We start from the raw sequence: 24,050 nt of genomic DNA on the forward strand, positions 1-24,050 counted from the left end.
TGATGCGATTAAAGATAAGTAAAGATTGTGATACGTTATCCACCAGTTTGGTATTTAGCTTGCTTGTTTGCCATATGCAGTGTCGATTTAAAAATTAAAAACGGTTAAAGTAGCATGGCCATACTAACGCTTTTGGATTAGTAAACATATCGTATACAATAAAAAACCAACAGATGAGCAATTTTTACTCGGACAGAATACCCTTTACCGATATAACGGATAGCCGTTTTCACTTCTGCATATTTATACATTTTATGCTGTTTTTGCTTAATATTTATACATGCAGTGTGTTTTTTAATAAAAAGAGCAAATATTTTTTTTACCTTTGCGCCCGTACAAAAATAAGAGGGTTCTGCGTATTATTGCGCTACGCCCCTCTACCATATTAATCAATAGATTATCTTGATATTATGCCCGAAGTAAAAGGAATTAAATTGGTACTCGAAGATGGGACTATCTTTGAAGGAAAGTCGTTTGGATATAACAAATCTGTGGCCGGCGAAGTGGTATTCAATACTGCCATGGCAGGTTACCCCGAGAGTTTAACCGATCCATCGTACCAAGGACAAATATTAGTAGCTACCTACCCTTTGATTGGTAACTACGGTGTTCCGGTTAACGATACGGACGAATATGGTATCCCTTTGTTTTACGAATCAGATCAAATCCATATTTCGGGTTTAATCATATCCGATTACTCTTTTGAGTACAGCCACTGGAATGCAAGAACCTCGTTGAGCGATTGGCTTATTGAAAACAAAGTGCCGGGAATTTTTGGTATCGATACCCGCGCCCTCACCAAGTTGCTTCGCGAAAAAGGCAGCATGTTGGGTAAAATATTGGTGGATGATGAAGATATAGCCACCTACGACCCCAACCACGAAAACCTGGTAGCACAGGTAAGCATTAAAGAGCGTAAGGTATTTGGCAATGGAAAACATAAAGTGGTATTAGTAGATACAGGAGCCAAAAATAATATTTTAAGGTGTCTGCTAAAAAAAGACACTACTGTGGTACAAGTGCCCTGGGATTATGATTTTACTCAGGAGGATTACGACGGCATCATGCTCTCCAACGGTCCGGGCAATCCGCAGATGTGCTCTCAGACCGTAAAGCACATACAAAAAGCCATTGAAATTGGCAAGCCAATATTTGGCATATGCCTGGGCAATCAATTGCTGGGTATTGCTTCGGGTGGCAGTACGTATAAATTAAAATATGGACACCGCGCCCACAATCATCCGGTTATAAAAGTAGGTACCAACAGTTGCTATATCTCATCGCAAAATCACGGCTATGCCCTTGACAACAATTCACTTACCGACGATTGGGAGCCTTTTTTTGTTAACCTGAACGATGGAAGTAACGAAGGTATCCGTCATAAGTCCAAACCTTTTTTCTCTACTCAGTTCCATCCCGAAGCCTCGAGCGGACCTACCGACACCGAGTTTTTGTTCGATGATTTTATCCAATTGATAGAAGAAAGCAAAAAAATAAGTAACACTTAATCTGAAATAAGCTAAAGCCCCGAGATGTAAAATGCCGGGGCTTTTTTGTAACTTTAAGGGAAAGTATTCATCTTAAAGGTTCAGATTATGCGACTTTCTATACTATCACTACTGTTCATGCTTGCTGTAATGGCCTGCCACACCACAAAACCGGTTACTAAAGGAGACACAGCCACAGCTAAAATAAGCGAAGCTACAAGTGACTCTACGCAATACGAGCTCATTGTTATGGATGCTCGATTTGATTCGTTTCTTGCCACCCAGCCCCCTAAATCCTTTTACTCGAACCAATACCTTAGTAATTGGAACCAGCAATATGTTACAGAATGGAATATCCGCCACAACAATACGTTACGTTACGGTGATTTTTATGAAACAAGGATTGATTATAGCCCACATATCGATTATGGTATTGACCTGAATTACCAACTTTATAACTACTTTTTATTTATTGAAAAGGAATATGGCATTGTGTTGATACGTAGAGGAAAAACCCCAAGGTAAATACAGATTAGCTTTACCAGTCACCATCAGCCGATAAAAAATCAATTTCCATAAATCTTTTGCACATGAAATATTACATAAGGCAGGCAACCAATATGTGATTGATTCTCTGCAAGCTTTACTGAAGTTTCTGCAAATCAAATTTTACCTTCTTAATCGCTCTACACTATCGGGTGCATATACTACCTATATCTATACCTGCAATAGAAAACCGCAAGCAATACGATGGATGCACAAAGAACAGGAAGAAAAAGCGCAGTTTATATTCTTCCACTTGCAGGGGCCGCTAGAGCACTTACCCCAATTATCTCGGGAGCCTTACCTTTACACCTGGTTAATCCGGGAACACCCGCGGAGTTACAACATAAAAAAGGGCAGACCCCAACGGATCTGCCCTCACTCACTTGCCTGACTGGCAGGCACAACTAAACCTTTAATCTATGTGTCCCACCACAGCTTAGTTGTTTTGGGTTTAAGTGCTATTGTTTTACCAATCGCAGTACAACTTCTTGCGGTGAGCCACCACAACCGGCATCAATATTTTCGGTAAAGCTTATCATCAGCTCACTGTCATCATTCGGATCGTAACTATAGATAGTGTTTGTTGGGCCGAGGTTTAACCCGGGGCCGCCACAACCGATACCCGACTTGGAATGTTGAACAAGAATATCGCCACAGGAAAGCTCCAGTTTTAAATCCACCAGGCCAAAATCGCCAAACAAATAAGAGAAGCCAAATTGGCGCGAAGTGTAACCTGTGCTTTCCATTTCAACAATTTCTCCCTCCTCAAAAATGCCATAACCGAATACGGTTCCCTGTGCACCAGAAACATATTCCACTTTATAATTCCCAGTGAAGTCGGCAAAAATACCACATGCAACGGCATAGTTGGCAATAGGCGATACATTGGGCAGACTAAGAACGGATGAGCTATAGGTACTATTCCCATTTACAAAGGCCGGTAGCTTTTTCCCCGATGCAAGGGTTACATCCAATGCAAAAACCATGGATTCCCCCACCGCAATATTTGCCTTATTCACACCTAAGGCAGCCACTACTTCGTCAATTGTATAAGATACTGCACCAAGCTTCACATCCGCTTCTACAACGGCTGTAACGTACGACTTATCGAGCTTGCCATATTTAACGATTAAATCATATCTGGAAGCAGTTGTTTTAGTGAAACCATCTTCTATGCCCAAATCCATGGCAAAGACAACATCATCAATATTACTTGCATCAACCAGACTACTTCCTGCAACGGCATTTATATCGATGCGTGGTAAAAAACCGTCAGTAGTATCCGGCATCCTTAAATCCGGGTCGTTATCGCACGAAGTGACCAATAGTACACTAAATGCAAATAATAACTTAAATATATTTTTCATATAACTAAAATTTAACAATTAAAACTAATTATCCCAGAAAATACCATCGGTGGTGATGTTTTTTTGTGCCGGGGCATTATCATTCGTATCTAATTCGGTATCCGCATAGGGCATAGACAGAGGATAATCCCTATCAACACGTGTAGGCACCACACCACTTCCATCAGGACCCCCACTAGCTACATCATTATTGGCATCGAACAATACCGGATATCCGGTTCTTCGGTAGTCGGTATAACAATCGGTTTCATTACCACCAAACATCGAAATCCACTTTTGGGTCATGATAATTTCAAGTTTTTTATTGTTATCACCTGAATCATATTCGCTCATTACAAAACCTACATAATCCGATAATTCATCGCTTCCCTTCAAAACCGGAACTTCTTGAGTAGTTGAAGTCATAGCAACCACCTTATCCACTTGCTCAAAAGACTTAGTGATAGCCTCCTCGAGAAGGGCCTTAGGATCGCCCGCCACACCATTATGTGCTAATTCTGCCTGGATGAATAAGCAATCGCTATAGGAAAGGAAACGATGCGGAGCATCTCCGGTTGCATTATCAGGGGTACCTGAACCTCCCCTGCCATCATCAAACCTACCGCCAACAGGATATATGCCCACTTGTGTGGCAGATTTCCTGGCCGAATGGTCCCTGTTTATACCTTGGGAGCCAAAATAGATGGACATGAAATCGCCATTCCTATACTCTGGTGGAGCCTCCGAGTCGTCGCCGCTCAACTGGTTATAGAAATAATAAGGGATCCGTGGGTCTGTAATTCCATTGAAGATTCTTGCATTTTCGCCATTGAGTATCTCGTAAAACCATGGGCTGCAGTACATACTAATCTGACTTCCTTCGTAATCGCTCACAAAACCGGGATGTCTGTTATCGGGTGCATTCGACGAACCGTAAGGCATCCAAAAATCACCTCCTTCAGCCATTAGCGAGTCTCCTTTATTGGTCAGTAAGCTAGTAACAACTGACTCGTTCCACAATGCTGTTCCCCTTACCTGGTTATATAGCTTTAGTCTTACCGTATTTGCAAATCTTATCCATTTATTGATGCTACCTCCATAAATTATATCATCATCTGCAGGCAATAAAAAATTATTAGAAGTATCGTCTTGGAGATCGGCAATACCTTCCTCAAGCAAGCTAAACAAAGCAGCATAAATCTGCTCATCATCGTCGAATACGGGATTAAAGTTGGGGCTATTTATATCTGATATCGCTTCGCTAAAAGGAATATCCCCCCACAGGTCTACCAGCTGACTATAAACATAAGCTTTAAAGATTTTTGCAATCCCGGCATAGGCTGCATAGTCTTTAAAGCCGTCGCCATCGCCATCAGCCTCGGCTAAAGACATTAACACTTCAATATCTGCCAACGATTCAACATAAGTGGCATCCCAGGAGGTCCGTATGGCGTAATCGCCCGCTTTCACCTGATAAGCGTCAATGCTTTCCCTGGTAGTCAGGTGATGTACATATACCGCGGTAACGTTATTGATACCGGAAAATCTTAGTGAAAAAATATCACCCACTTCTCGTATGATTCCGGGTAGTAATTTTTCAATTTCCGGTTTCGTCGGAACGTTAGGATCTTGATTGATGTCTAAAAAATCGGAGCAACTCGATAGACTAATAAAGATCACAGAAAATAATACTATAATTTTATTTTTCATAATCAAATTCATTAAAATGTTACCTTAAGATTAAAACCATATCTTTTAACAGATGGCGCACCACTATATTCAACACCCTGAACATTTCCAGAACCATAAGTTCCCATATCCGGGTCAAAATTAGTGTGTTCTGGCAGATTGGGAGCGTGATACCATAAGTTTCTACCTACAAAACCCAAATAAACACTGCCAAAGGGTGTTCTGTTCAGCAAGGATTTTGGCAAGTTGTAACCTACTGCCAGTTCATTGAGTCTCCACACCGAACGATCATAAACCTGATAGTAACCAACACTGTTAATTGCAAAGGAACTCACATCTCCCGAAGAAAAATATAGATCGTTCACCTGAATCTGTGTCGAATTTTCAACTTTATTGCCATCAACTAAAAGCGGGCCATTTGTATTTGGATCGCCATAATAGCCCGGTACGATAACTGTTTTTTCCCTATCTTCGTTATCTTTAGTTACACCACGACCTAGCAAACTGGTAATAGAATTTGAGTAGAAGTCTCCACCATGCTTATAGGTCAGATGTGCAGAAACACTTATACCTTTAAAACTCAAAGTATTACTTAAACCCATTTCAAAATCGTGATAAGGATCTCCTATTATTTCTTTATCCGGGGCAATCAAAGGTAAGCCTGAGGCAAAATCAATCAATAAGTTCCCCGCATCATCCCTTAGTGGAACATTACCTTCGAAGCTTGCAACGGGTGAGCCTACCTGTGCCACTATTTGAGGATCCCCAAATAGACCATACAATACAACCTTGTCGTCATCCTTTCCAAACAATTCGGTCACCTCATTATCATTCTTGGCAAAAGTGTAAATGATATCCCAACTAAATCCACCATAATTTACAGGGTTTGCGTCAAGCATCAACTCAATACCCTTGTTGGTTATTTCACCTACATTGATATAGTTTTGATCGTAACCGGAAGTTGCAGGTGTTTGAACAGCTGTAATCAAATCTGTAGTCACTTTATTGTAATAGGTCAAATCAATTCCGATCCGGTTCCTTAGAAACCTTAATTCTGCACCTATCTCAAAATCCGTTGAGAACTCCGGACTTAGATTAATATTATTTGCCGTATTGGGCAACGAATAGGTCGACTGTCCATTAAATGGATAAGCCGCATCAGTAAAATAAGTGCTGGTTTTAATATTGTAATAAGGGTAAATTGAATAAACTCCGGCATCGTTACCGGTTTTACCCCATGATGCTCTTAATTTACCGTAAGTCAGGATATTCTTGTCTATATCAATTAGATTTGTAAAAACAAAAGAACCCTCAACAGCCGGATAAAAATAACTCCAGTTATCCGGAGCTAATGTTGAGGACCAATCGTTACGGCCTTTTACCGTCAGATATGCAAAATCCTGGTATCCCAATGTACCAGAGAAAAATAATCCAATCAATCTTCTTTTATACTCTTCTGATTTAGTATTTACGATACTTTGCACATTGGCCATATTATAAATGCCCGGAGAAACAAAATCTTTACCTTGATAGGTATATCTCATTTGCTCCCTTTGATTCACTTGATGACCAATTACACCATCTATAGTGAAGTCGTCACCCAACCTCTTGTTTACATTTAATAACAGGTTTGACTCTATTTCTCTAAATTGAATATGGTCCTCATAAATGGCACCGCCACCGGCAAACTTTCTGGAGCCTAAATCAATTATCTCAAGTCGATTGGTTGCCAAATTATTATATCCTAATTTATAGGACACATTTAACCATGGCGCAAATTCATAGTCTAATCCAAAATTAGCCACAGTTCTATCCTGTTGCGTCCTAACCTGATTATGCTTCCACGACCATAGTGGATGATCGTACTGAGAAGGGCTTGTTGAAATAGGAAATCCGGTTACAGGATCCTCGTAAGGTAAGTTCATGTTCCAGGTGCGACCCAACCATAGTGTTCTTGCAAAGCCGGATCCTCCACCACCATCACTCGAGGATTGATTGTTACCAAATATACCACTTGTTTGATCCGTGGTACTGAAACTTAGGTTACCGTTTACACTGAAGCCGTTGGAAAGTTTTGAATTACCACCGACCGATATACTGGTCCGCTCAAACTCTCCAAAGGGGATATAACTATCGTTCTGGCTATTACTCATGGTAACATTAAAAGCGCCGGTTTGGCTGCCTTTTTGAATTGAGATAGAATTTTCAACCAGCATACCTGTATCAAACAAACTCTCCACATTATTGGGCTGCGCAACATAAGGAACAGAATCGGAATCCAGTCCGGGCAATACACCCACGTAGTCTTTGTATCCATCCCAAACAGGGATTGAGTCCATTGAATCGAATCGAGGACCCCATGAGCCATTGGAGTTGGCGTAGTTGAAATTAGATCCGTTACCATAGGTATTCTGATAATCGGGTAAACTAGCAATCTGTTCCCACGTAACACTGCTGTTCACCGTAATCTCGAATTTCTTGTTCGTATCCCTTGCATTGCCACTTTTGGTTGTGATCAGGATAACACCATTGGCTGCCCGGGATCCATAAAGTGCAGAAGCAGAGGCTCCTTTCAAAACACTCATTGATTCAATATCATTGGGGTCTATCGTGGCCATGGCATTACCATAGGCACCACCACCCGTACTCATATTTGTAGTTTGGTAGTTCTGGTTACTGTAAGGGATACCGTCAACTACCACCAGGGGTTCGTTATTTCCCAACATAGAAGAGGTACCTCTAATGGTAATCCGGGTTGCACTACCTGCAGAACCACCCGAAGATGATATGTTCACCCCGGGTACTTTTCCCTCCATGGTCTTGAGCACATCCGACTCAGCCTTTTGAACAAGTTGACTTTGATCTACTTTTGTAACAGCCGTACCCAGTGATTTCTCACTCCTCTTAATTCCAAGGGCCGTTACCACCACCTCGTCAAGGGATTCGATGTCGGCAACCATAGACACATTGATGGTACTCTGTCCGCTGTAGACCACTTCTTTGTCCTCCATGCCGACAAAAGTAAATAAAATGCTTGTTGCATTGGTAGGTACGTTTATTTGATACGTACCGTCGGGACGCGATATGGTTCCGATGGTTGTGCCCGTAACAACAATGGATACCCCGGGAACAGGGTCGCCAAGACTATCGACGATTTTACCCGTAAGAGCTTTTGTTTGGGCGGTCAGTGTCTCCAGCCCTATAAAAAGGACCAACGACAGTAATAATGCTAATTTGCGCATAAAACAGAAGGTTTAAATTAGTAAATGTGTGTTTATTTTTATAACAACTCATTTAGAGCAATGTTACGGCCCTATGTATCAAACCGTAAACAGGCAGCCAACCCGACACTTGAACTATAAGTGGCAGATTATTCGAATAGTTAGGTAAACACCTGCTGCATTCGTAAGTTTTTAAGGGATTAAAGTTTAGATTTTCATACGATTAAAGGTTTTTGTAATTGGTAGAACGTAAGTGAGTTAGCGTATTTACAAATCGGGGAAAACAGTTATCATTTGTAAATAGGGGTCCAATTGTGATATTCCATTGACAAATAGTCGCTTGCTAAAAGCATCAAGAAGGTTTTGTCAATTTGTGCGCTTGCAGGATATTCGTACATATTACGATAAGTAGAATTTCTGCCAAGTAGGTTCCGGGAGCTTTGGTCGAGGTAAATTTAATGATATTCATAGGCAACGAATAGTAGCTTGCTGCCCGTAAACCTTATTTAAATATCATTTCGCACGAAATGATATCCCTTTTTTTAGTCGTAACAATTAGTATTTTCAACATCGCTTTTGTGTTAAAAGATGTTCACAATATTGCAAATATTATTTACACTTACAAATGTTTATTGTTTTTTGTAAACATTTGTTAAAGAATTTATTGCTTTTATCGCTATTTTATTGTGCTTATGCAGATAAAATAAAAAGATAATCCTTATTGTTAATGGATATTAGACCGACCGGACGGTTCATTTTTTGGTGAAGAAACATAGCCGGGGAGAATAGAAAAGAATAAAGCATCCCTGCTTGTCACAGGCAATACCTGCCCCAATTATCTCGGGAGCCTTACCTTTACACCTGGTTAATCCGGGAACACCCGCGGAGTTACAACATAAAAAAGGGCAGACCCCAACGGATCTGCCCTCACTCACTTGCCTGACTGGCAGGCACAACTAAACCTTTAATCTATGTGTCCCACCACAGCTTAGTTGCTTTGGGTTTAAGTGCTATTGTTTTACCAATCGCAGTACAACTTCTTGCGGTGAGCCACCACAACCGGCATCAATATTTTCGGTAAAGCTTATCATCAGCTCACTGTCATCATTCGGATCGTAACTATAGATAGTGTTTGTTGGGCCGAGGTTTAACCCGGGGCCGCCACAACCGATACCCGACTTGGAATGTTGAACAAGAATATCGCCACAGGAAAGCTCCAGTTTTAAATCCACCAGGCCAAAATCGCCAAACAAATAAGAGAAGCCAAATTGGCGCGAAGTGTAACCTGTGCTTTTCATTTCAACAATTTCACCCTCCTCAAAAATGCCATAACCGAATACGGTTCCCTGTGCACCAGAAACATATTCCACTTTATAATTCCCAGTGAAGTCGGCAAAAATACCACATGCAACGGCATAGTTGGCAATAGGCGATACATTGGGCAGACTAAGAACGGATGAGCTATAGGTACTATTCCCATTTACAAAGGCCGGTAGCTTTTTCCCCGATGCAAGGGTTACATCCAATGCAAAAACCATGGATTCCCCCACCGCAATATTTGCCTTATTCACACCTAAGGCAGCCACTACTTCGTCAATTGTATAAGATACTGCACCAAGCTTCACATCCGCTTCTACAACGGCTGTAACGTACGACTTATCGAGCTTGCCATATTTAACGATTAAATCATATCTGGAAGCAGTTGTTTTAGTGAAACCATCTTCTATGCCCAAATCCATGGCAAAGACAACATCATCAATATTACTTGCATCAACCAGACTACTTCCTGCAACGGCATTTATATCGATGCGTGGTAAAAAACCGTCAGTAGTATCCGGCATCCTTAAATCCGGGTCGTTATCGCACGAAGTGACCAATAGTACACTAAATGCAAATAATAACTTAAATATATTTTTCATATAACTAAAATTTAACAATTAAAACTAATTATCCCAGAAAATACCATCGGTGGTGATGTTTTTTTGTGCCGGGGCATTATCATTCGTATCTAATTCGGTATCCGCATAGGGCATAGACAGAGGATAATCCCTATCAACACGTGTAGGCACCACACCACTTCCATCAGGACCCCCACTAGCTACATCATTATTGGCATCGAACAATACCGGATATCCGGTTCTTCGGTAGTCGGTATAACAATCGGTTTCATTACCACCAAACATCGAAATCCACTTTTGGGTCATGATAATTTCAAGTTTTTTATTGTTATCACCTGAATCATATTCGCTCATTACAAAACCTACATAATCCGATAATTCATCGCTTCCCTTCAAAACCGGAACTTCTTGAGTAGTTGAAGTCATAGCAACCACCTTATCCACTTGCTCAAAAGACTTAGTGATAGCCTCCTCGAGAAGGGCCTTAGGATCGCCCGCCACACCATTATGTGCTAATTCTGCCTGGATGAATAAGCAATCGCTATAGGAAAGGAAACGATGCGGAGCATCTCCGGTTGCATTATCAGGGGTACCTGAACCTCCCCTGCCATCATCAAACCTACCGCCAACAGGATATATGCCCACTTGTGTGGCAGATTTCCTGGCCGAATGGTCCCTGTTTATACCTTGGGAGCCAAAATAGATGGACATGAAATCGCCATTCCTATACTCTGGTGGAGCCTCCGAGTCGTCGCCGCTCAACTGGTTATAGAAATAATAAGGGATCCGTGGGTCTGTAATTCCATTGAAGATTCTTGCATTTTCGCCATTGAGTATCTCGTAAAACCATGGGCTGCAGTACATACTAATCTGACTTCCTTCGTAATCGCTCACAAAACCGGGATGTCTGTTATCGGGTGCATTCGACGAACCGTAAGGCATCCAAAAATCACCTCCTTCAGCCATTAGCGAGTCTCCTTTATTGGTCAGTAAGCTAGTAACAACTGACTCGTTCCACAATGCTGTTCCCCTTACCTGGTTATATAGCTTTAGTCTTACCGTATTTGCAAATCTTATCCATTTATTGATGCTACCTCCATAAATTATATCATCATCTGCAGGCAATAAAAAATTATTAGAAGTATCGTCTTGGAGATCGGCAATACCTTCCTCAAGCAAGCTAAACAAAGCAGCATAAATCTGCTCATCATCGTCGAATACGGGATTAAAGTTGGGGCTATTTATATCTGATATCGCTTCGCTAAAAGGAATATCCCCCCACAGGTCTACCAGCTGACTATAAACATAAGCTTTAAAGATTTTTGCAATCCCGGCATAGGCTGCATAGTCTTTAAAGCCGTCGCCATCGCCATCAGCCTCGGCTAAAGACATTAACACTTCAATATCTGCCAACGATTCAACATAAGTGGCATCCCAGGAGGTCCGTATGGCGTAATCGCCCGCTTTCACCTGATAAGCGTCAATGCTTTCCCTGGTAGTCAGGTGATGTACATATACCGCGGTAACGTTATTGATACCGGAAAATCTTAGTGAAAAAATATCACCCACTTCTCGTATGATTCCGGGTAGTAATTTTTCAATTTCCGGTTTCGTCGGAACGTTAGGATCTTGATTGATGTCTAAAAAATCGGAGCAACTCGATAGACTAATAAAGATCACAGAAAATAATACTATAATTTTATTTTTCATAATCAAATTCATTAAAATGTTACCTTAAGATTAAAACCATATCTTTTAACAGATGGCGCACCACTATATTCAACACCCTGAACATTTCCAGAACCATAAGTTCCCATATCCGGGTCAAAATTAGTGTGTTCTGGCAGATTGGGAGCGTGATACCATAAGTTTCTACCTACAAAACCCAAATAAACACTGCCAAAGGGTGTTCTGTTCAGCAAGGATTTTGGCAAGTTGTAACCTACTGCCAGTTCATTGAGTCTCCACACCGAACGATCATAAACCTGATAGTAACCAACACTGTTAATTGCAAAGGAACTCACATCTCCCGAAGAAAAATATAGATCGTTCACCTGAATCTGTGTCGAATTTTCAACTTTATTGCCATCAACTAAAAGCGGGCCATTTGTATTTGGATCGCCATAATAGCCCGGTACGATAACTGTTTTTTCCCTATCTTCGTTATCTTTAGTTACACCACGACCTAGCAAACTGGTAATAGAATTTGAGTAGAAGTCTCCACCATGCTTATAGGTCAGATGTGCAGAAACACTTATACCTTTAAAACTCAAAGTATTACTTAAACCCATTTCAAAATCGTGATAAGGATCTCCTATTATTTCTTTATCCGGGGCAATCAAAGGTAAGCCTGAGGCAAAATCAATCAATAAGTTCCCCGCATCATCCCTTAGTGGAACATTACCTTCGAAGCTTGCAACGGGTGAGCCTACCTGTGCCACTATTTGAGGATCCCCAAATAGACCATACAATACAACCTTGTCGTCATCCTTTCCAAACAATTCGGTCACCTCATTATCATTCTTGGCAAAAGTGTAAATGATATCCCAACTAAATCCACCATAATTTACAGGGTTTGCGTCAAGCATCAACTCAATACCCTTGTTGGTTATTTCACCTACATTGATATAGTTTTGATCGTAACCGGAAGTTGCAGGTGTTTGAACAGCTGTAATCAAATCTGTAGTCACTTTATTGTAATAGGTCAAATCAATTCCGATCCGGTTCCTTAGAAACCTTAATTCTGCACCTATCTCAAAATCCGTTGAGAACTCCGGACTTAGATTAATATTATTTGCCGTATTGGGCAACGAATAGGTCGACTGTCCATTAAATGGATAAGCCGCATCAGTAAAATAAGTGCTGGTTTTAATATTGTAATAAGGGTAAATTGAATAAACTCCGGCATCGTTACCGGTTTTACCCCATGATGCTCTTAATTTACCGTAAGTCAGGATATTCTTGTCTATATCAATTAGATTTGTAAAAACAAAAGAACCCTCAACAGCCGGATAAAAATAACTCCAGTTATCCGGAGCTAATGTTGAGGACCAATCGTTACGGCCTTTTACCGTCAGATATGCAAAATCCTGGTATCCCAATGTACCAGAGAAAAATAATCCAATCAATCTTCTTTTATACTCTTCTGATTTAGTATTTACGATACTTTGCACATTGGCCATATTATAAATGCCCGGAGAAACAAAATCTTTACCTTGATAGGTATATCTCATTTGCTCCCTTTGATTCACTTGATGACCAATTACACCATCTATAGTGAAGTCGTCACCCAACCTCTTGTTTACATTTAATAACAGGTTTGACTCTATTTCTCTAAATTGAATATGGTCCTCATAAATGGCACCGCCACCGGCAAACTTTCTGGAGCCTAAATCAATTATCTCAAGTCGATTGGTTGCCAAATTATTATATCCTAATTTATAGGACACATTTAACCATGGCGCAAATTCATAGTCTAATCCAAAATTAGCCACAGTTCTATCCTGTTGCGTCCTAACCTGATTATGCTTCCACGACCATAGTGGATGATCGTACTGAGAAGGGCTTGTTGAAATAGGAAATCCGGTTACAGGATCCTCGTAAGGTAAGTTCATGTTCCAGGTGCGACCCAACCATAGTGTTCTTGCAAAGCCGGATCCTCCACCACCATCACTCGAGGATTGATTGTTACCAAATATACCACTTGTTTGATCCGTGGTACTGAAACTTAGGTTACCGTTTACACTGAAGCCGTTGGAAAGTTTTGAATTACCACCGACCGATATACTGGTCCGCTCAAACTCTCCAAAGGGGATATAACTATCGTTCTGGCTATTACTCATGGTAACATTAAAAGCGCCGGTTTGGCTGCCTTTTTGAATTGAGATAGAATTTTCAACCAGCATACCTGTATCAAACAAACTCTCCACATTATTGGGCTGCGCAACATAAGGAACAGAATCGGAATCCAGTCCGGGCAATACACCCACGTAGTCTTTGTATCCATCCCAAACAGGGATTGAGTCCATTGAATCGAATCGAGGACCCCATGAGCCATTGGAGTTGGCGTAGTTGAAATTAGATCCGTTACCATAGGTATTCTGATAATCGGGTAAACTAGCAATCTGTTCCCACGTAACACTGCTGTTCACCGTAATCTCGAATTTCTTGTTCGTATCCCTTGCATTGCCACTTTTGGTTGTGATCAGGATAACACCATTGGCTGCCCGGGATCCATAAAGTGCAGAAGCAGAGGCTCCTTTCAAAACACTCATTGATTCAATATCATTGGGGTCTATCGTGGCCATGGCATTACCATAGGCACCACCACCCGTACTCATATTTGTAGTTTGGTAGTTCTGGTTACTGTAAGGGATACCGTCAACTACCACCAGGGGTTCGTTATTTCCCAACATAGAAGAGGTACCTCTAATGGTAATCCGGGTTGCACTACCTGCAGAACCACCCGATGATGATATGTTCACCCCGGGTACTTTTCCCTCCATGGTCTTGAGCACATCCGACTCAGCCTTTTGAACAAGTTGACTTTGATCTACTTTTGTAACAGCCGTACCCAGTGATTTCTCACTCCTCTTAATTCCAAGAGCCGTTACCACTACCTCGTCAAGGTCTTCGGTATCAGGCACCATAGACACGTTGATGGTACTCTGCCCGGTGTAAGGCACCTCTTGGGTCTCCATGCCTATAAAAGAAAATAAAATGCTTGTTGCATTTTCAGGTACATTCAATTGGTACGTACCATCCATTTGGGATATCGTCCCGGTGGTGGTGCCCTTAACAACAATAGATACTCCGGGAACAGGGTCGCCAAGATTATCGACGATTTTACCCGTAAGAGCTTTTGTTTGGGCTGTAAGTGTCTCTAGCCCTATAAAAAGAACCAGACACAGTAATAATGCTAATTTGCGCATAAAACAAAAGGTTTAAATTAATAAATGTGTGTTTATTTAAAAGTTTAAAAGCGATATATTTAGGACTACATCATGCATTACAAACTGTTATAATATTGCATAATCCACTACCGTTTGCGATGTCGTATTATTTAAACAACATGGCTTACGCTTACAAATCCATAAATTTAAGATAACAATCACTTGCGATTTCCATTCGATTAAAGGTTTTTGTAATTAGTAGTACTCAATGTGAGTTAAATCATTTGTAAAAGTGGTGGAACACTTACAGTTTATAAATGAATGGACAAATATATAATTTTTATTGGACGCACAATGACAAATCAACACATTTTAAACCATTGCGGTGATAATTCTATTATTTGACGGATAAATAATCGCGATATTTACTCTATTTCCTTTTTTCGGTAGGCATTTACAAACAGAATATTTCCCATGCCATCGTAGCGCGTAAAGCACTCGGTGCCCTTTTTAATATCATCGGACGAAAAGCCGGTGATGGTAAGGTCGGCATCATGACTTTTATTGCGTATAATTTCTTCCTTACGGTCGCCTTCGCTAAAAAGTATCATTTGCACATTGCCCGGTGCAATGGGCAGCCGACCTGATTTAATCAAATCGAGCCATTTTTTGCGTTCACGATCTATATCGTCCGAAGGCGCCAAAAAATATATCTTGATAAAACCTTTTTTCCAATCGGGATGACCCAAAATAATGTAAGCCATTAAAATCATCAGGTTGGCATTATAAAAATCATGCCGGCCTATCCACACATGTATTTCTTTTTTATAACCAAATCCTTTTATCGAAGTATTCAACAAGCATACATCCATTTTGCACGAATTAAACAAGGCATAATTGTCTAAGGCGTTTTTTAGCGATGCGGGATTGTTACTGGGAAACTCAAAAAGAATTAGATTACTCCCCTTTCCTGATATACCCGATAGCTGTATTACCTGGGCAATGGCCGAGGTGTACGAGGGACTGATGATGGTATCAATATAAACCCGTGTGTTACTTCCTTTGGCTCTGTTAATCAAGCGCTCCAGAATTTCGGATGATTGCTGGTTAGTTTGGTAGGTTAACATACCCTGCACATAATGGATGTAAGTACCAAAGCCATATTTATGCGATATCCAGCCCAGCAAGTCGAATGCCGACTGCCGCTCAAAGCTATCGGCGCTAACGCACACTGCAAAAGGGCGCCAGTTGTAGTGCGCTTCCTCTTTATTGGCGCGCTGCACAAATATTTGTATCTGACGACTAAGCTGAAACATCACACCCTTGAAAAGCTTCTCCAACCCCCGGCGTTCCGGTCGGTATTTTGTGATAACCATATAAATAAGGCCCATGATAAGAATAGAAAGGAAGGCGTAGGTAGTATCCATTTTAAACATCAGCCAGAACGAAAAAACTGCGCCGGCAAGTGAGTAATACCAACGGTTGTGCTTAAATGTGGGACGGAAGGCAGGGTCGGCAGCAAAGTGCTCCAAAAAGCTGATTAGACAGATCACACCATAGGTAACCATAAAAAACATGGAGATGATTTGCGCTACAAAGTTTACATCGCCAATACCGGTAAAAAAGAAGGCAATAACAATCGTAACAATGGTTCCGTTAACCGGGTCGTTATCCTTCTCTTTTCCTTTGGCCAGCCAGCGATTGAGTATGGGGTATGGAAAAATATCATCGAAACCTATGGCTTGCAAGGTACGTGGGGCTACCAATATGGAACCAATAGCCGATGAAAGGGTAGCGGCAGCCAGGCCGATGGGAATGATAGGACCCCAGATAGCAATGCGCTGCATTACCAACTGATCGGAAGCCAATTCTTCGGTGGATGCCGACATTGTCATTTTGTAAGCTATGGCAATATACACCACCATACCCACCAGCGTGGCCCATAAGGTACCCCTTGGGATAGCGCGTTTGGGGTCCTTTAAATCGCCCGACAAGCCAAGGCCGGCGGCAATACCCGTAAATGCCGGAAATAAAATGGTGAAGACGTAAAAAAACGGTTTAGGATCACTTGTTTTTTCATTCAGTTCAAAAGTAACTGTCTCACCGGTAGGTGACCCTAAAAACACCATAAAAATGGATAAAAATAATATACCCACCACTACGTAGAGTGCCTTCATACCAATGTTGGCTCCGCGTATAAGCACAACCGCACTTAGTATACCCATCATTAACAGGGTAATCAGTTTTTTAAAAAGAACGGGATCCAGGCTCAGGTTTAAATAAGGAATAATGGCATCAAAGGCCTCACCAAAAGCAATGATGTAAAAGGCCACGCTTATGGCTTGTGAAAGATACAATGCTATACCTATGGCACCACCAATGTTAAGACCAAAGGAGCGCGATATAATATAATAAGCCCCACCGCCCTGTACTTTTTGATTGGTAGCTATTTCGGCCACGGCCAAGGCTGTGGGTACAGTTACCAGATGACCTATAATGATGATGGTGATAACGCCCACAAAGCCAACGTTACCAATGGCCCACCCGAAACGTAAAAAAAGTATGGCACCCAAAATAGTAGAAATGGCGGTCATAAATACCGGCATGGCACCAAAAGAGGCATTGGGGTTGGTGAGTGTTTTTTGCATATCCCTTAGTTGTTAGTCCAAATCAAAAATAGGAAAAAAAACGAAGGTGAGCGCGCAAGCGTGCTTATCCACGGTGTAAAAACCGAATCAGCACCAAAACTATTAGGTACAAAAGGACATTGAAATGTAAAATAATGCTTTGGGTTAGCATTAATGTAAGCAGCTTTTTTGGGTTGGATAAACCATCGCACGAGATGATTTGGGAAAAAGGCTTGTTTACTTTGGGTGAAGAAAAATAAGTTTATTCAGCAGCTTACAGTTATAGTACAGGTGGCATGAATAAAAAAAAGAAAATCAATCACTTTATCATCTTCACCCGGCCTACTTGTCCTGTTTTTAATTTAATCTGTATGCCCTTTAAATGAAATTGATCTTCGTCTAATATTTCTTTTACCACACCATGGGTTAGGTGTCCCGAACGGGCATCCATGTTTTGTACTATGGCTACCTTGCTACCCACTTTAATGTTTTTTCTTTCTCTTCCGTCCATCGAATTGTCACTTTAAAATTTAACTGTCTTTTTTATCCTGCACGCACAAAAGGCCTTAGGGCCCATACATTTTAGCTTAGGCAGCATACAATAATTTGCATAGTATTGGCTAAAGCAGAGGCACACTTTGGTATAAGCGAAAACTCCCTATCTGTTTCGGAGAAAAAAATGGGGAGTTTTTTGTGAGGTTCCTGGCGGACTCGAACCGCCGTACCTGGTTTTGCAGACCAGTGCCTAACCACTCGGCCAAGGAACCGTTTTATTAGGGATGCAAATTAAGTAATTTATTTTGTTACCCGCAAATAAACACAAGGCATTTGAGGCGTTTTTTACTTATTGCATCTGTAAATTATCGCCAATCAATTATTTATGATGCAAAATAAAAAACACAGGACTATTTGGTAAACCTCCTGGCCTGTTTATTTTCTCAACATTTGTATGATTCAGCCCGACCAAGATAGCGCAGCATCTGTGTGCTTAAAGGATAAAATTAAAAAGCTGCAGGTCCCCATTACCGCAGTGCCATTGCTATTCCCTCTTTATATTTTTGTCAAATATCTATTTCAACAATTGTGATTCCACTCCCCCCAAAGCGAATATCCTCATCCTTAAAACTTTTTACATGTGGCATGGTATTCAGCATCTCGCGCAGCATTTGTCTTAAAATGCCGTTTCCTTTACCGTGTAATATTTTCACTGTAGCCACTTCGCACATGGCAGCATCGTCAATATGTTCGGTAACGTTTTGTATGGCTTCTTCTGCCCGTTGCCCTCTCACATCGATGTCGGGCTTAAAGGTAAGTTTTTTTTCCCTCACTTTTTCGGCCACACCTGCTCCTACACTTGGTCTGTTAAGTACACGCAGCGCTTGTTTCACTTCGTTGTTGCTCATTTTTTGCAAACGCGATGTTTTAACATTAGTAATTAAATGTCCAAAGCCCACCAAAGCATTTTTTCCGTTTACCTCCATTACTTCTCCCGGCAGGGACTGTCCTTCCAGCTTAACTTTATCCCCTTTGCGGATAACATCGTCGTGCGGTGTTTTGGTGCTTGAAGTTTGTTTTTTTACCCCTATCTCTGAATCTGACCGCGCATCTGTAGCAACATTTTCTTTTTGGCTCTCTTCTTTTTCGTCTTTTCTTTTCCTACGTTTTTTAATGCGTTCAATCTCACGATCAATTTTATGCTTTTGATTGTCGGGCTTCTCTAACTTTACTTTTAAATCGGCAAGGTTTTCGCGTGCTTTTTTGGTTCGTTCTTTCTCGGCCTGACTCTCTTTTATCTCGCGAATGGTGCGTTCAATCTGCTTATTGGCATTGGCCATCAACTGTTCCGCTTCGTGGCGCGCTTTCTCTATAATTAGTTTACGTTCGTTTTTGCTGTTTTCGAGCAAGCTGAGATATTTGTCGTACACATCCTCTAACTGCTTGTCCTTACGACGTATATTATCGCGCTTTTGTTCCCAGTAGCGTTTGTCACGGGCTATTTCGCGCAGATGTTTGTCAAAATTAATATGATCCTCCCCTATTTGCTCTTTTGCACTATCCAGCAGGTGATCAGGCAGACCAATTTTACGGGCAATCTCAAAAGCAAAGGAGCTACCGGGCTGGCCTGTCAGCAGTTTAAACAAGGGTTTAATCTGGTGGGTATCAAATTGCATGGCGCCATTTACGATTCCCTGTGCACCCGAGGCATAATGTTTTAAGTTGGTATAATGCGTGGTGATTACCCCATGCAGGCCCATCCGGTTATATTCTTTTAATACTGATTCGGCAATCGCACCGCCCAAGGCAGGCTCGGTACCGGTACCAAACTCATCAATCAGGATGAGGCTTTCCGGGGTACCGTTTTTAAGAAAAAACTTCATATTGACCAAATGGGAGCTGTAGGTACTCAGGTCGTTTTCGATGGATTGTTGATCGCCAATGTCGATAAATATATGCTTGTAGATACCTATGGCACTGCGCTCGTCCATAGGAACCAATAGCCCACACTGAAACATATATTGGAGTAAGCCCACTGTTTGCAAACAAACCGATTTACCGCCCGCATTGGGTCCTGAAATAAGCACAATACGCTGTTCACGGTTGAGTTGGATGGTAAGTGGCACTACTTCCTTGCCTTCGGCCGAATGCTGCAAATACAACAAGGGGTGAGTGGCCTCCTCCCAGTTTACCTCGGGATGTGTAACCATGTTGGGCAGGCCAGCATTTATTTGTAAGGCAAATTTTGCTTTGGCACGGATAAAATCCATAATACCCAAAAATTCGTAAGAAAAAATAAGGTCGCCCAAATATGGACGAATATTATCCGAAAAGGCAATCAAAATACGACTTACCTCCCTTCGATCGGCATATTCGAGCTCGCGAATCTCATTATTAATTTCTACAATTTCGGTGGGTTCGATAAAAGATGTTTTGCCAGTGGCCGATTCGTCGTGTATGATACCACTCAGCTTGCGTTTGTTGCCGGCCGGCACAGGAATAACCGCCCGCCCGTCGCGAATAGCCACATTCACATCGGCTTCGATCAAACCATCCTGACGTGCTTTATTAAGGATAGCCGCCATTTTACGCGAAACACTACCTTGTTTTTTCACCATTTCGTGGCGTATACGTGCCAGCTCAGGTGAAGCATTGTCCTTTATCTTGCCAAACTTATTTAAAATAGCATCGATACGCTCAAAAACATAAGGATATACCATTACTTTGGCAGCAATTTCCCGCAGATAGGGATAAGCGTTTTGTTCTTCTTTATTTTTAAAAAAACGTACAATCTCTTTTACTGACAATAACGAACGCCGCAAGTCAAATAACTCCCTCTCCTCCAGAAACAAACCCTCAACCTTAATTCTATTTAAGGGTCCCCGCACATCGATATAATAACTCGTAGGAAACGACGATTCCTCAACACAAATACGTTTAAACTCATTGGTTTGATTTACCCAGCGCTGCACCACATCGTGCAGTGTAACAAAGCGCATTTCGTCAACACGCTCCCTACCCAGTGAACTCAGGCACTGTTCCTTAACAAGTTCGCGCACACGGTTAAACCTTATCTTCTCTTCAAAAAATTCCGGATATATCAATGCTGATGTATTATTTAATTTATTTAAAGCTGCAAAAATAGTAAAAATGGCTTGATTACCTTAGCATGCTTTTAATAGTAGCAAACATGAATCCTGCAACCTTATTGCTGGGGGATTCACCTAATCAAGAATCACTGTATTATCATGTCCTTCTGTTATTCACATGCTTAATCAATTTCGATAGCTTTTTCCCCTTTTGTTTCCGATCCAGCTCACTGGCTTCAAAATGCTCCGTTTCCCGTTGCATTTTCAAGTAGTTTTGGTAGTTATCTTTACCTATCTCTCCATTCTCCAGCGCTTTCAATACGGCACAGCCTTTTTCGTGCCGATGAGCACAATCCTTAAAGTGGCATGTTTCTGATAAGCGGGTAATATGCTGAAAACTACTCTCCAAGCCCATTTGAGCATTTGCAATGCCTACCTCACGCATTCCCGGATTGTCGATAAGTAGGCCGCCCTCTTTTAAAACCACCAGATGACGGTGGGATGTGGTATGCTTTCCCCTATCGCTTGTTTCGCTGACACTGTTGGTTTGCATCATGACAGCACCCGACAACCGATTAACAAGGGTGGACTTACCCACACCTGACGAGCCTAAAAAACAATAGGTTTTCCCAATTTGTATAGCTTCTCGCAATGCACTTATACCGGAACTATCGTAACAGCTTGTTGTTATTAAATCTACATTCGGGATTCTGCTGCTTATTAGTTTTGAGAGCTCACTTAATTTATCCTTACCTATTAAATCTATCTTATTTAATATAAGGATGGGCTCAATATCGGCCTCGTAACAAATGGTCAGAAAACGTTGAAAGCGGTTGATATTAAAATCTCTGTTTACAGCTTCAACAACAAATGCATAATTAATATTTGCTGCGATTATCTGCTCCTCGCCATCCTTTCCGACTGCCTGTCTTTTTAAGGCATTTTTTCGATTCGCAATGCGATGTATAAATGCTTTTCCTCCTTCGTACACCGAGATGGATACCCAATCACCCACGCTTGGGAAATCAAATCTGGAATGGGCGCTAAACCTTAGGTTTCCAATTACCTCTGCTATGTACTCACCATTTTCGTTTTTTACGATATACCGCTCTTTATGCTCGGCGATTACCCTGGCTAAATTCTGCTCGCCTATTTCTGCTTTAAACACTTCAAATTCAGGACCGAAACCTAAGCTTTCAAGTGAAATTATATATTTTTTATCTGTCATTTTTCTGATTCTTGTACACTATTGAATAAGTTAATCGTGATAGTTAAATTTGATGTTATAAGGTTAAACCGACAGGTGCCACAAAGCCCTCAATACAATATTGTTGAAGTTATTACAGGTAAGGCACCTGCCCATTATACCGAATACAAGTACTCAGCAAAGAAGATATGTATGGAAGTAGTCATAAGTTACAAAGCTAATTTATTGTTTTGAGACCCACAAACAACAATTTAGACTTTAATTCATCATTTCCATCTAAATTCATTAACTTATATCGCAATCAACAAGCTTATTTATGTTCACTCCCGAGCCGCAAAAAATACTTATCGTCGATGATTCCGCTTCGAACATTAAGGTATTACAAAAAGTACTGGACCAATATAAATGTATAGTAGCCACATCAGGTGCTAATGCACTTTTATTAGCCAAAGCTGAAAAACAACCCGACCTGATTTTACTTGAGGTGGTGATGGATAACATGAACGGTTACGATGTTTGTGAAGAGCTAAAGCAAGATCAGCTTACAAAGGATATACCGGTTATATTTTTAACGGATCAAAACCAACCCGAAACATTGGTAAAAGGATTTAAGGTGGGCGCATCCGACTTTATTAATAAACCGTTTCATGAAGATGTACTCAGAGCAAGGGTTGCCAACCAACTTAAGTATAAAAAAATAGCCGACAATAACCTGCTGTATTTAAAGTCGATAGAGGCTATTTATGATACCATCACCGATAGCATGTATTATGCACAACGAATACAAGAGGCCACTTTACCGCACAAATCTTATTTAGATAAAGTTTTAGGCGAGCACTTTTTATTTTATAAACCACGCGACATTGTTAGTGGCGACTTTTACCTGGTACATCAGATAGCGCATAAAATTTTGTTGGTAGTCGCCGATTGTACCGGCCATGGTGTACCGGGTGCTTTAATGAGTATGATGAGCATGGCACTGATTAATGAGATTATCAATATAGAAAAAACCAATCGGCCCAACCTCATTTTAGATCAGTTGCGTACCCTTATTATTAAAACCTTCAGCAACGATGGTAACAATATTGTTTCGGATGGGCTGGATGCGGCCATTGTTTTAATTGATCCCGAAACGGATAGCATGGAATATGCCGGTGCCAACCTTCCTATTTACCTGATTCGCAACAATGAACTTATAGAATTTAAAGGGAACAGGATGCCTGTTGGAATTTATCCATCACAAGCTCCGTTTAGTAATCACAAAATTAAACTCAGACCGGGAGATCTCATGTATTTTTTTACAGATGGCTACCCCGACCAGTTTGGAGGAGAGGCAAACAGGAAAATGATGCTGGGCCATTTTAAGGCCCTGCTGCTTAAACAACACAATTTAAGCATGAAAGAACAAAAGAAGCTTTTATCTGATTACTTTAACGATTGGATGGGGCACAATGAACAGATAGACGATGTATTGCTAATGGGATATCGATATAAGGGTTAAAAATGAGGAATCGGAAAGCGGGAGGCTTTACAGTAATAAGTTTTGCGTTGAG

Annotated in this window: 13 protein-coding genes and 1 tRNA gene; 3 read left to right on the forward strand and 11 right to left on the reverse strand. The window is 41.1% G+C overall.

The window, feature by feature from the left end; genetic code table 11:
• Positions 1-410: 410 nt before the first annotated feature.
• Entirely contained in the window at positions 411-1,508 is a 1,098-nt protein-coding gene (gene carA / locus FN809_RS10185) for a glutamine-hydrolyzing carbamoyl-phosphate synthase small subunit (protein ID WP_142533410.1), read from the forward strand.
• A gap of 87 nt (positions 1,509-1,595) precedes the next feature.
• Positions 1,596-2,012: a DUF6146 family protein gene (locus FN809_RS10190; protein ID WP_142533411.1), complete on the forward strand. Its 417-nt coding sequence runs from the start codon at positions 1,596-1,598 to the stop codon at positions 2,010-2,012.
• Between the two features lie 479 nt (positions 2,013-2,491).
• On the opposite strand, the gene FN809_RS10195 is transcribed toward FN809_RS10190, so the two are convergent.
• The 11 genes from FN809_RS10195 to rsgA form a co-directional block, all read right to left on the reverse strand.
• Positions 2,492-3,400 carry a hypothetical protein gene (locus tag FN809_RS10195; protein WP_142533412.1) on the reverse strand — a complete coding sequence of 303 codons (909 nt, stop codon included), beginning with the start codon at positions 3,398-3,400 and terminating at the stop codon, positions 2,492-2,494.
• A gap of 24 nt (positions 3,401-3,424) precedes the next feature.
• Entirely contained in the window at positions 3,425-5,089 is a 1,665-nt protein-coding gene (locus tag FN809_RS10200; protein WP_185957526.1) for a SusD/RagB family nutrient-binding outer membrane lipoprotein, read from the reverse strand.
• A gap of 11 nt (positions 5,090-5,100) precedes the next feature.
• Positions 5,101-8,310 carry a SusC/RagA family TonB-linked outer membrane protein gene (locus tag FN809_RS10205; RefSeq protein WP_142533414.1) on the reverse strand — a complete coding sequence of 1,070 codons (3,210 nt, stop codon included), beginning with the start codon at positions 8,308-8,310 and terminating at the stop codon, positions 5,101-5,103.
• Between the two features lie 989 nt (positions 8,311-9,299).
• Positions 9,300-10,208 (reverse strand): hypothetical protein, encoded by a 909-nt coding sequence (locus tag FN809_RS10210; protein WP_142533415.1) that lies wholly within the window; start codon positions 10,206-10,208, stop codon positions 9,300-9,302.
• A 24-nt stretch (positions 10,209-10,232) separates the two neighbouring features.
• Positions 10,233-11,897 carry a SusD/RagB family nutrient-binding outer membrane lipoprotein gene (locus FN809_RS10215; protein WP_185957526.1) on the reverse strand — a complete coding sequence of 555 codons (1,665 nt, stop codon included), beginning with the start codon at positions 11,895-11,897 and terminating at the stop codon, positions 10,233-10,235.
• Between the two features lie 11 nt (positions 11,898-11,908).
• Positions 11,909-15,118 (reverse strand): SusC/RagA family TonB-linked outer membrane protein, encoded by a 3,210-nt coding sequence (locus FN809_RS10220; RefSeq protein ID WP_142533416.1) that lies wholly within the window; start codon positions 15,116-15,118, stop codon positions 11,909-11,911.
• Positions 15,119-15,504: 386 nt separating this feature from the next.
• Positions 15,505-17,727: an amino acid permease gene (locus FN809_RS10225; RefSeq protein ID WP_142533417.1), complete on the reverse strand. Its 2,223-nt coding sequence runs from the start codon at positions 17,725-17,727 to the stop codon at positions 15,505-15,507.
• 298 nt (positions 17,728-18,025) lie between these two features.
• Positions 18,026-18,217, reverse strand: coding sequence for a YwbE family protein (locus tag FN809_RS10230; RefSeq protein ID WP_142533418.1), 192 nt, complete (start codon positions 18,215-18,217; stop codon positions 18,026-18,028).
• Positions 18,218-18,402: 185 nt separating this feature from the next.
• A tRNA-Cys gene (locus tag FN809_RS10235) sits at positions 18,403-18,473 on the reverse strand.
• Positions 18,474-18,767: 294 nt separating this feature from the next.
• Positions 18,768-21,305 carry an endonuclease MutS2 gene (locus FN809_RS10240; protein ID WP_142533419.1) on the reverse strand — a complete coding sequence of 846 codons (2,538 nt, stop codon included), beginning with the start codon at positions 21,303-21,305 and terminating at the stop codon, positions 18,768-18,770.
• Between the two features lie 142 nt (positions 21,306-21,447).
• On the reverse strand, positions 21,448-22,518 hold the full coding sequence (gene rsgA / locus FN809_RS10245; protein WP_221929402.1) for a ribosome small subunit-dependent GTPase A: 1,071 nt from the start codon (positions 22,516-22,518) through the stop codon (positions 21,448-21,450).
• 295 nt (positions 22,519-22,813) lie between these two features.
• On the opposite strand from rsgA, the gene FN809_RS10250 reads away from it, so the two are divergent.
• A complete protein-coding gene (locus FN809_RS10250) occupies positions 22,814-23,998 on the forward strand; it encodes a response regulator (RefSeq protein WP_142533420.1) in 1,185 nt (394 codons plus the stop codon).
• The last annotated feature ends 52 nt before the right edge of the window (positions 23,999-24,050 follow it).

The sequence above is a fragment of the Saccharicrinis carchari genome (assembly GCF_900182605.1).
Classification (GTDB): Bacteria; Bacteroidota; Bacteroidia; order Bacteroidales; family Marinilabiliaceae; genus Saccharicrinis; species Saccharicrinis carchari.

Coding starts and splice junctions, on each gene's coding strand:
- carA (WP_142533410.1), top strand. CDS start 411: ATGCCCGAAGTAAAAGGAATTAAATTGGTACTCGAAGATGGGACTATC.
- FN809_RS10190 (WP_142533411.1), top strand. CDS start 1,596: ATGCGACTTTCTATACTATCACTACTGTTCATGCTTGCTGTAATGGCC.
- FN809_RS10195 (WP_142533412.1), bottom strand. CDS start 3,400: ATGAAAAATATATTTAAGTTATTATTTGCATTTAGTGTACTATTGGTC.
- FN809_RS10200 (WP_185957526.1), bottom strand. CDS start 5,089: ATGAAAAATAAAATTATAGTATTATTTTCTGTGATCTTTATTAGTCTA.
- FN809_RS10205 (WP_142533414.1), bottom strand. CDS start 8,310: ATGCGCAAATTAGCATTATTACTGTCGTTGGTCCTTTTTATAGGGCTG.
- FN809_RS10210 (WP_142533415.1), bottom strand. CDS start 10,208: ATGAAAAATATATTTAAGTTATTATTTGCATTTAGTGTACTATTGGTC.
- FN809_RS10215 (WP_185957526.1), bottom strand. CDS start 11,897: ATGAAAAATAAAATTATAGTATTATTTTCTGTGATCTTTATTAGTCTA.
- FN809_RS10220 (WP_142533416.1), bottom strand. CDS start 15,118: ATGCGCAAATTAGCATTATTACTGTGTCTGGTTCTTTTTATAGGGCTA.
- FN809_RS10225 (WP_142533417.1), bottom strand. CDS start 17,727: ATGCAAAAAACACTCACCAACCCCAATGCCTCTTTTGGTGCCATGCCG.
- FN809_RS10230 (WP_142533418.1), bottom strand. CDS start 18,217: ATGGACGGAAGAGAAAGAAAAAACATTAAAGTGGGTAGCAAGGTAGCC.
- rsgA (WP_221929402.1), bottom strand. CDS start 22,518: ATGACAGATAAAAAATATATAATTTCACTTGAAAGCTTAGGTTTCGGT.
- FN809_RS10250 (WP_142533420.1), top strand. CDS start 22,814: ATGTTCACTCCCGAGCCGCAAAAAATACTTATCGTCGATGATTCCGCT.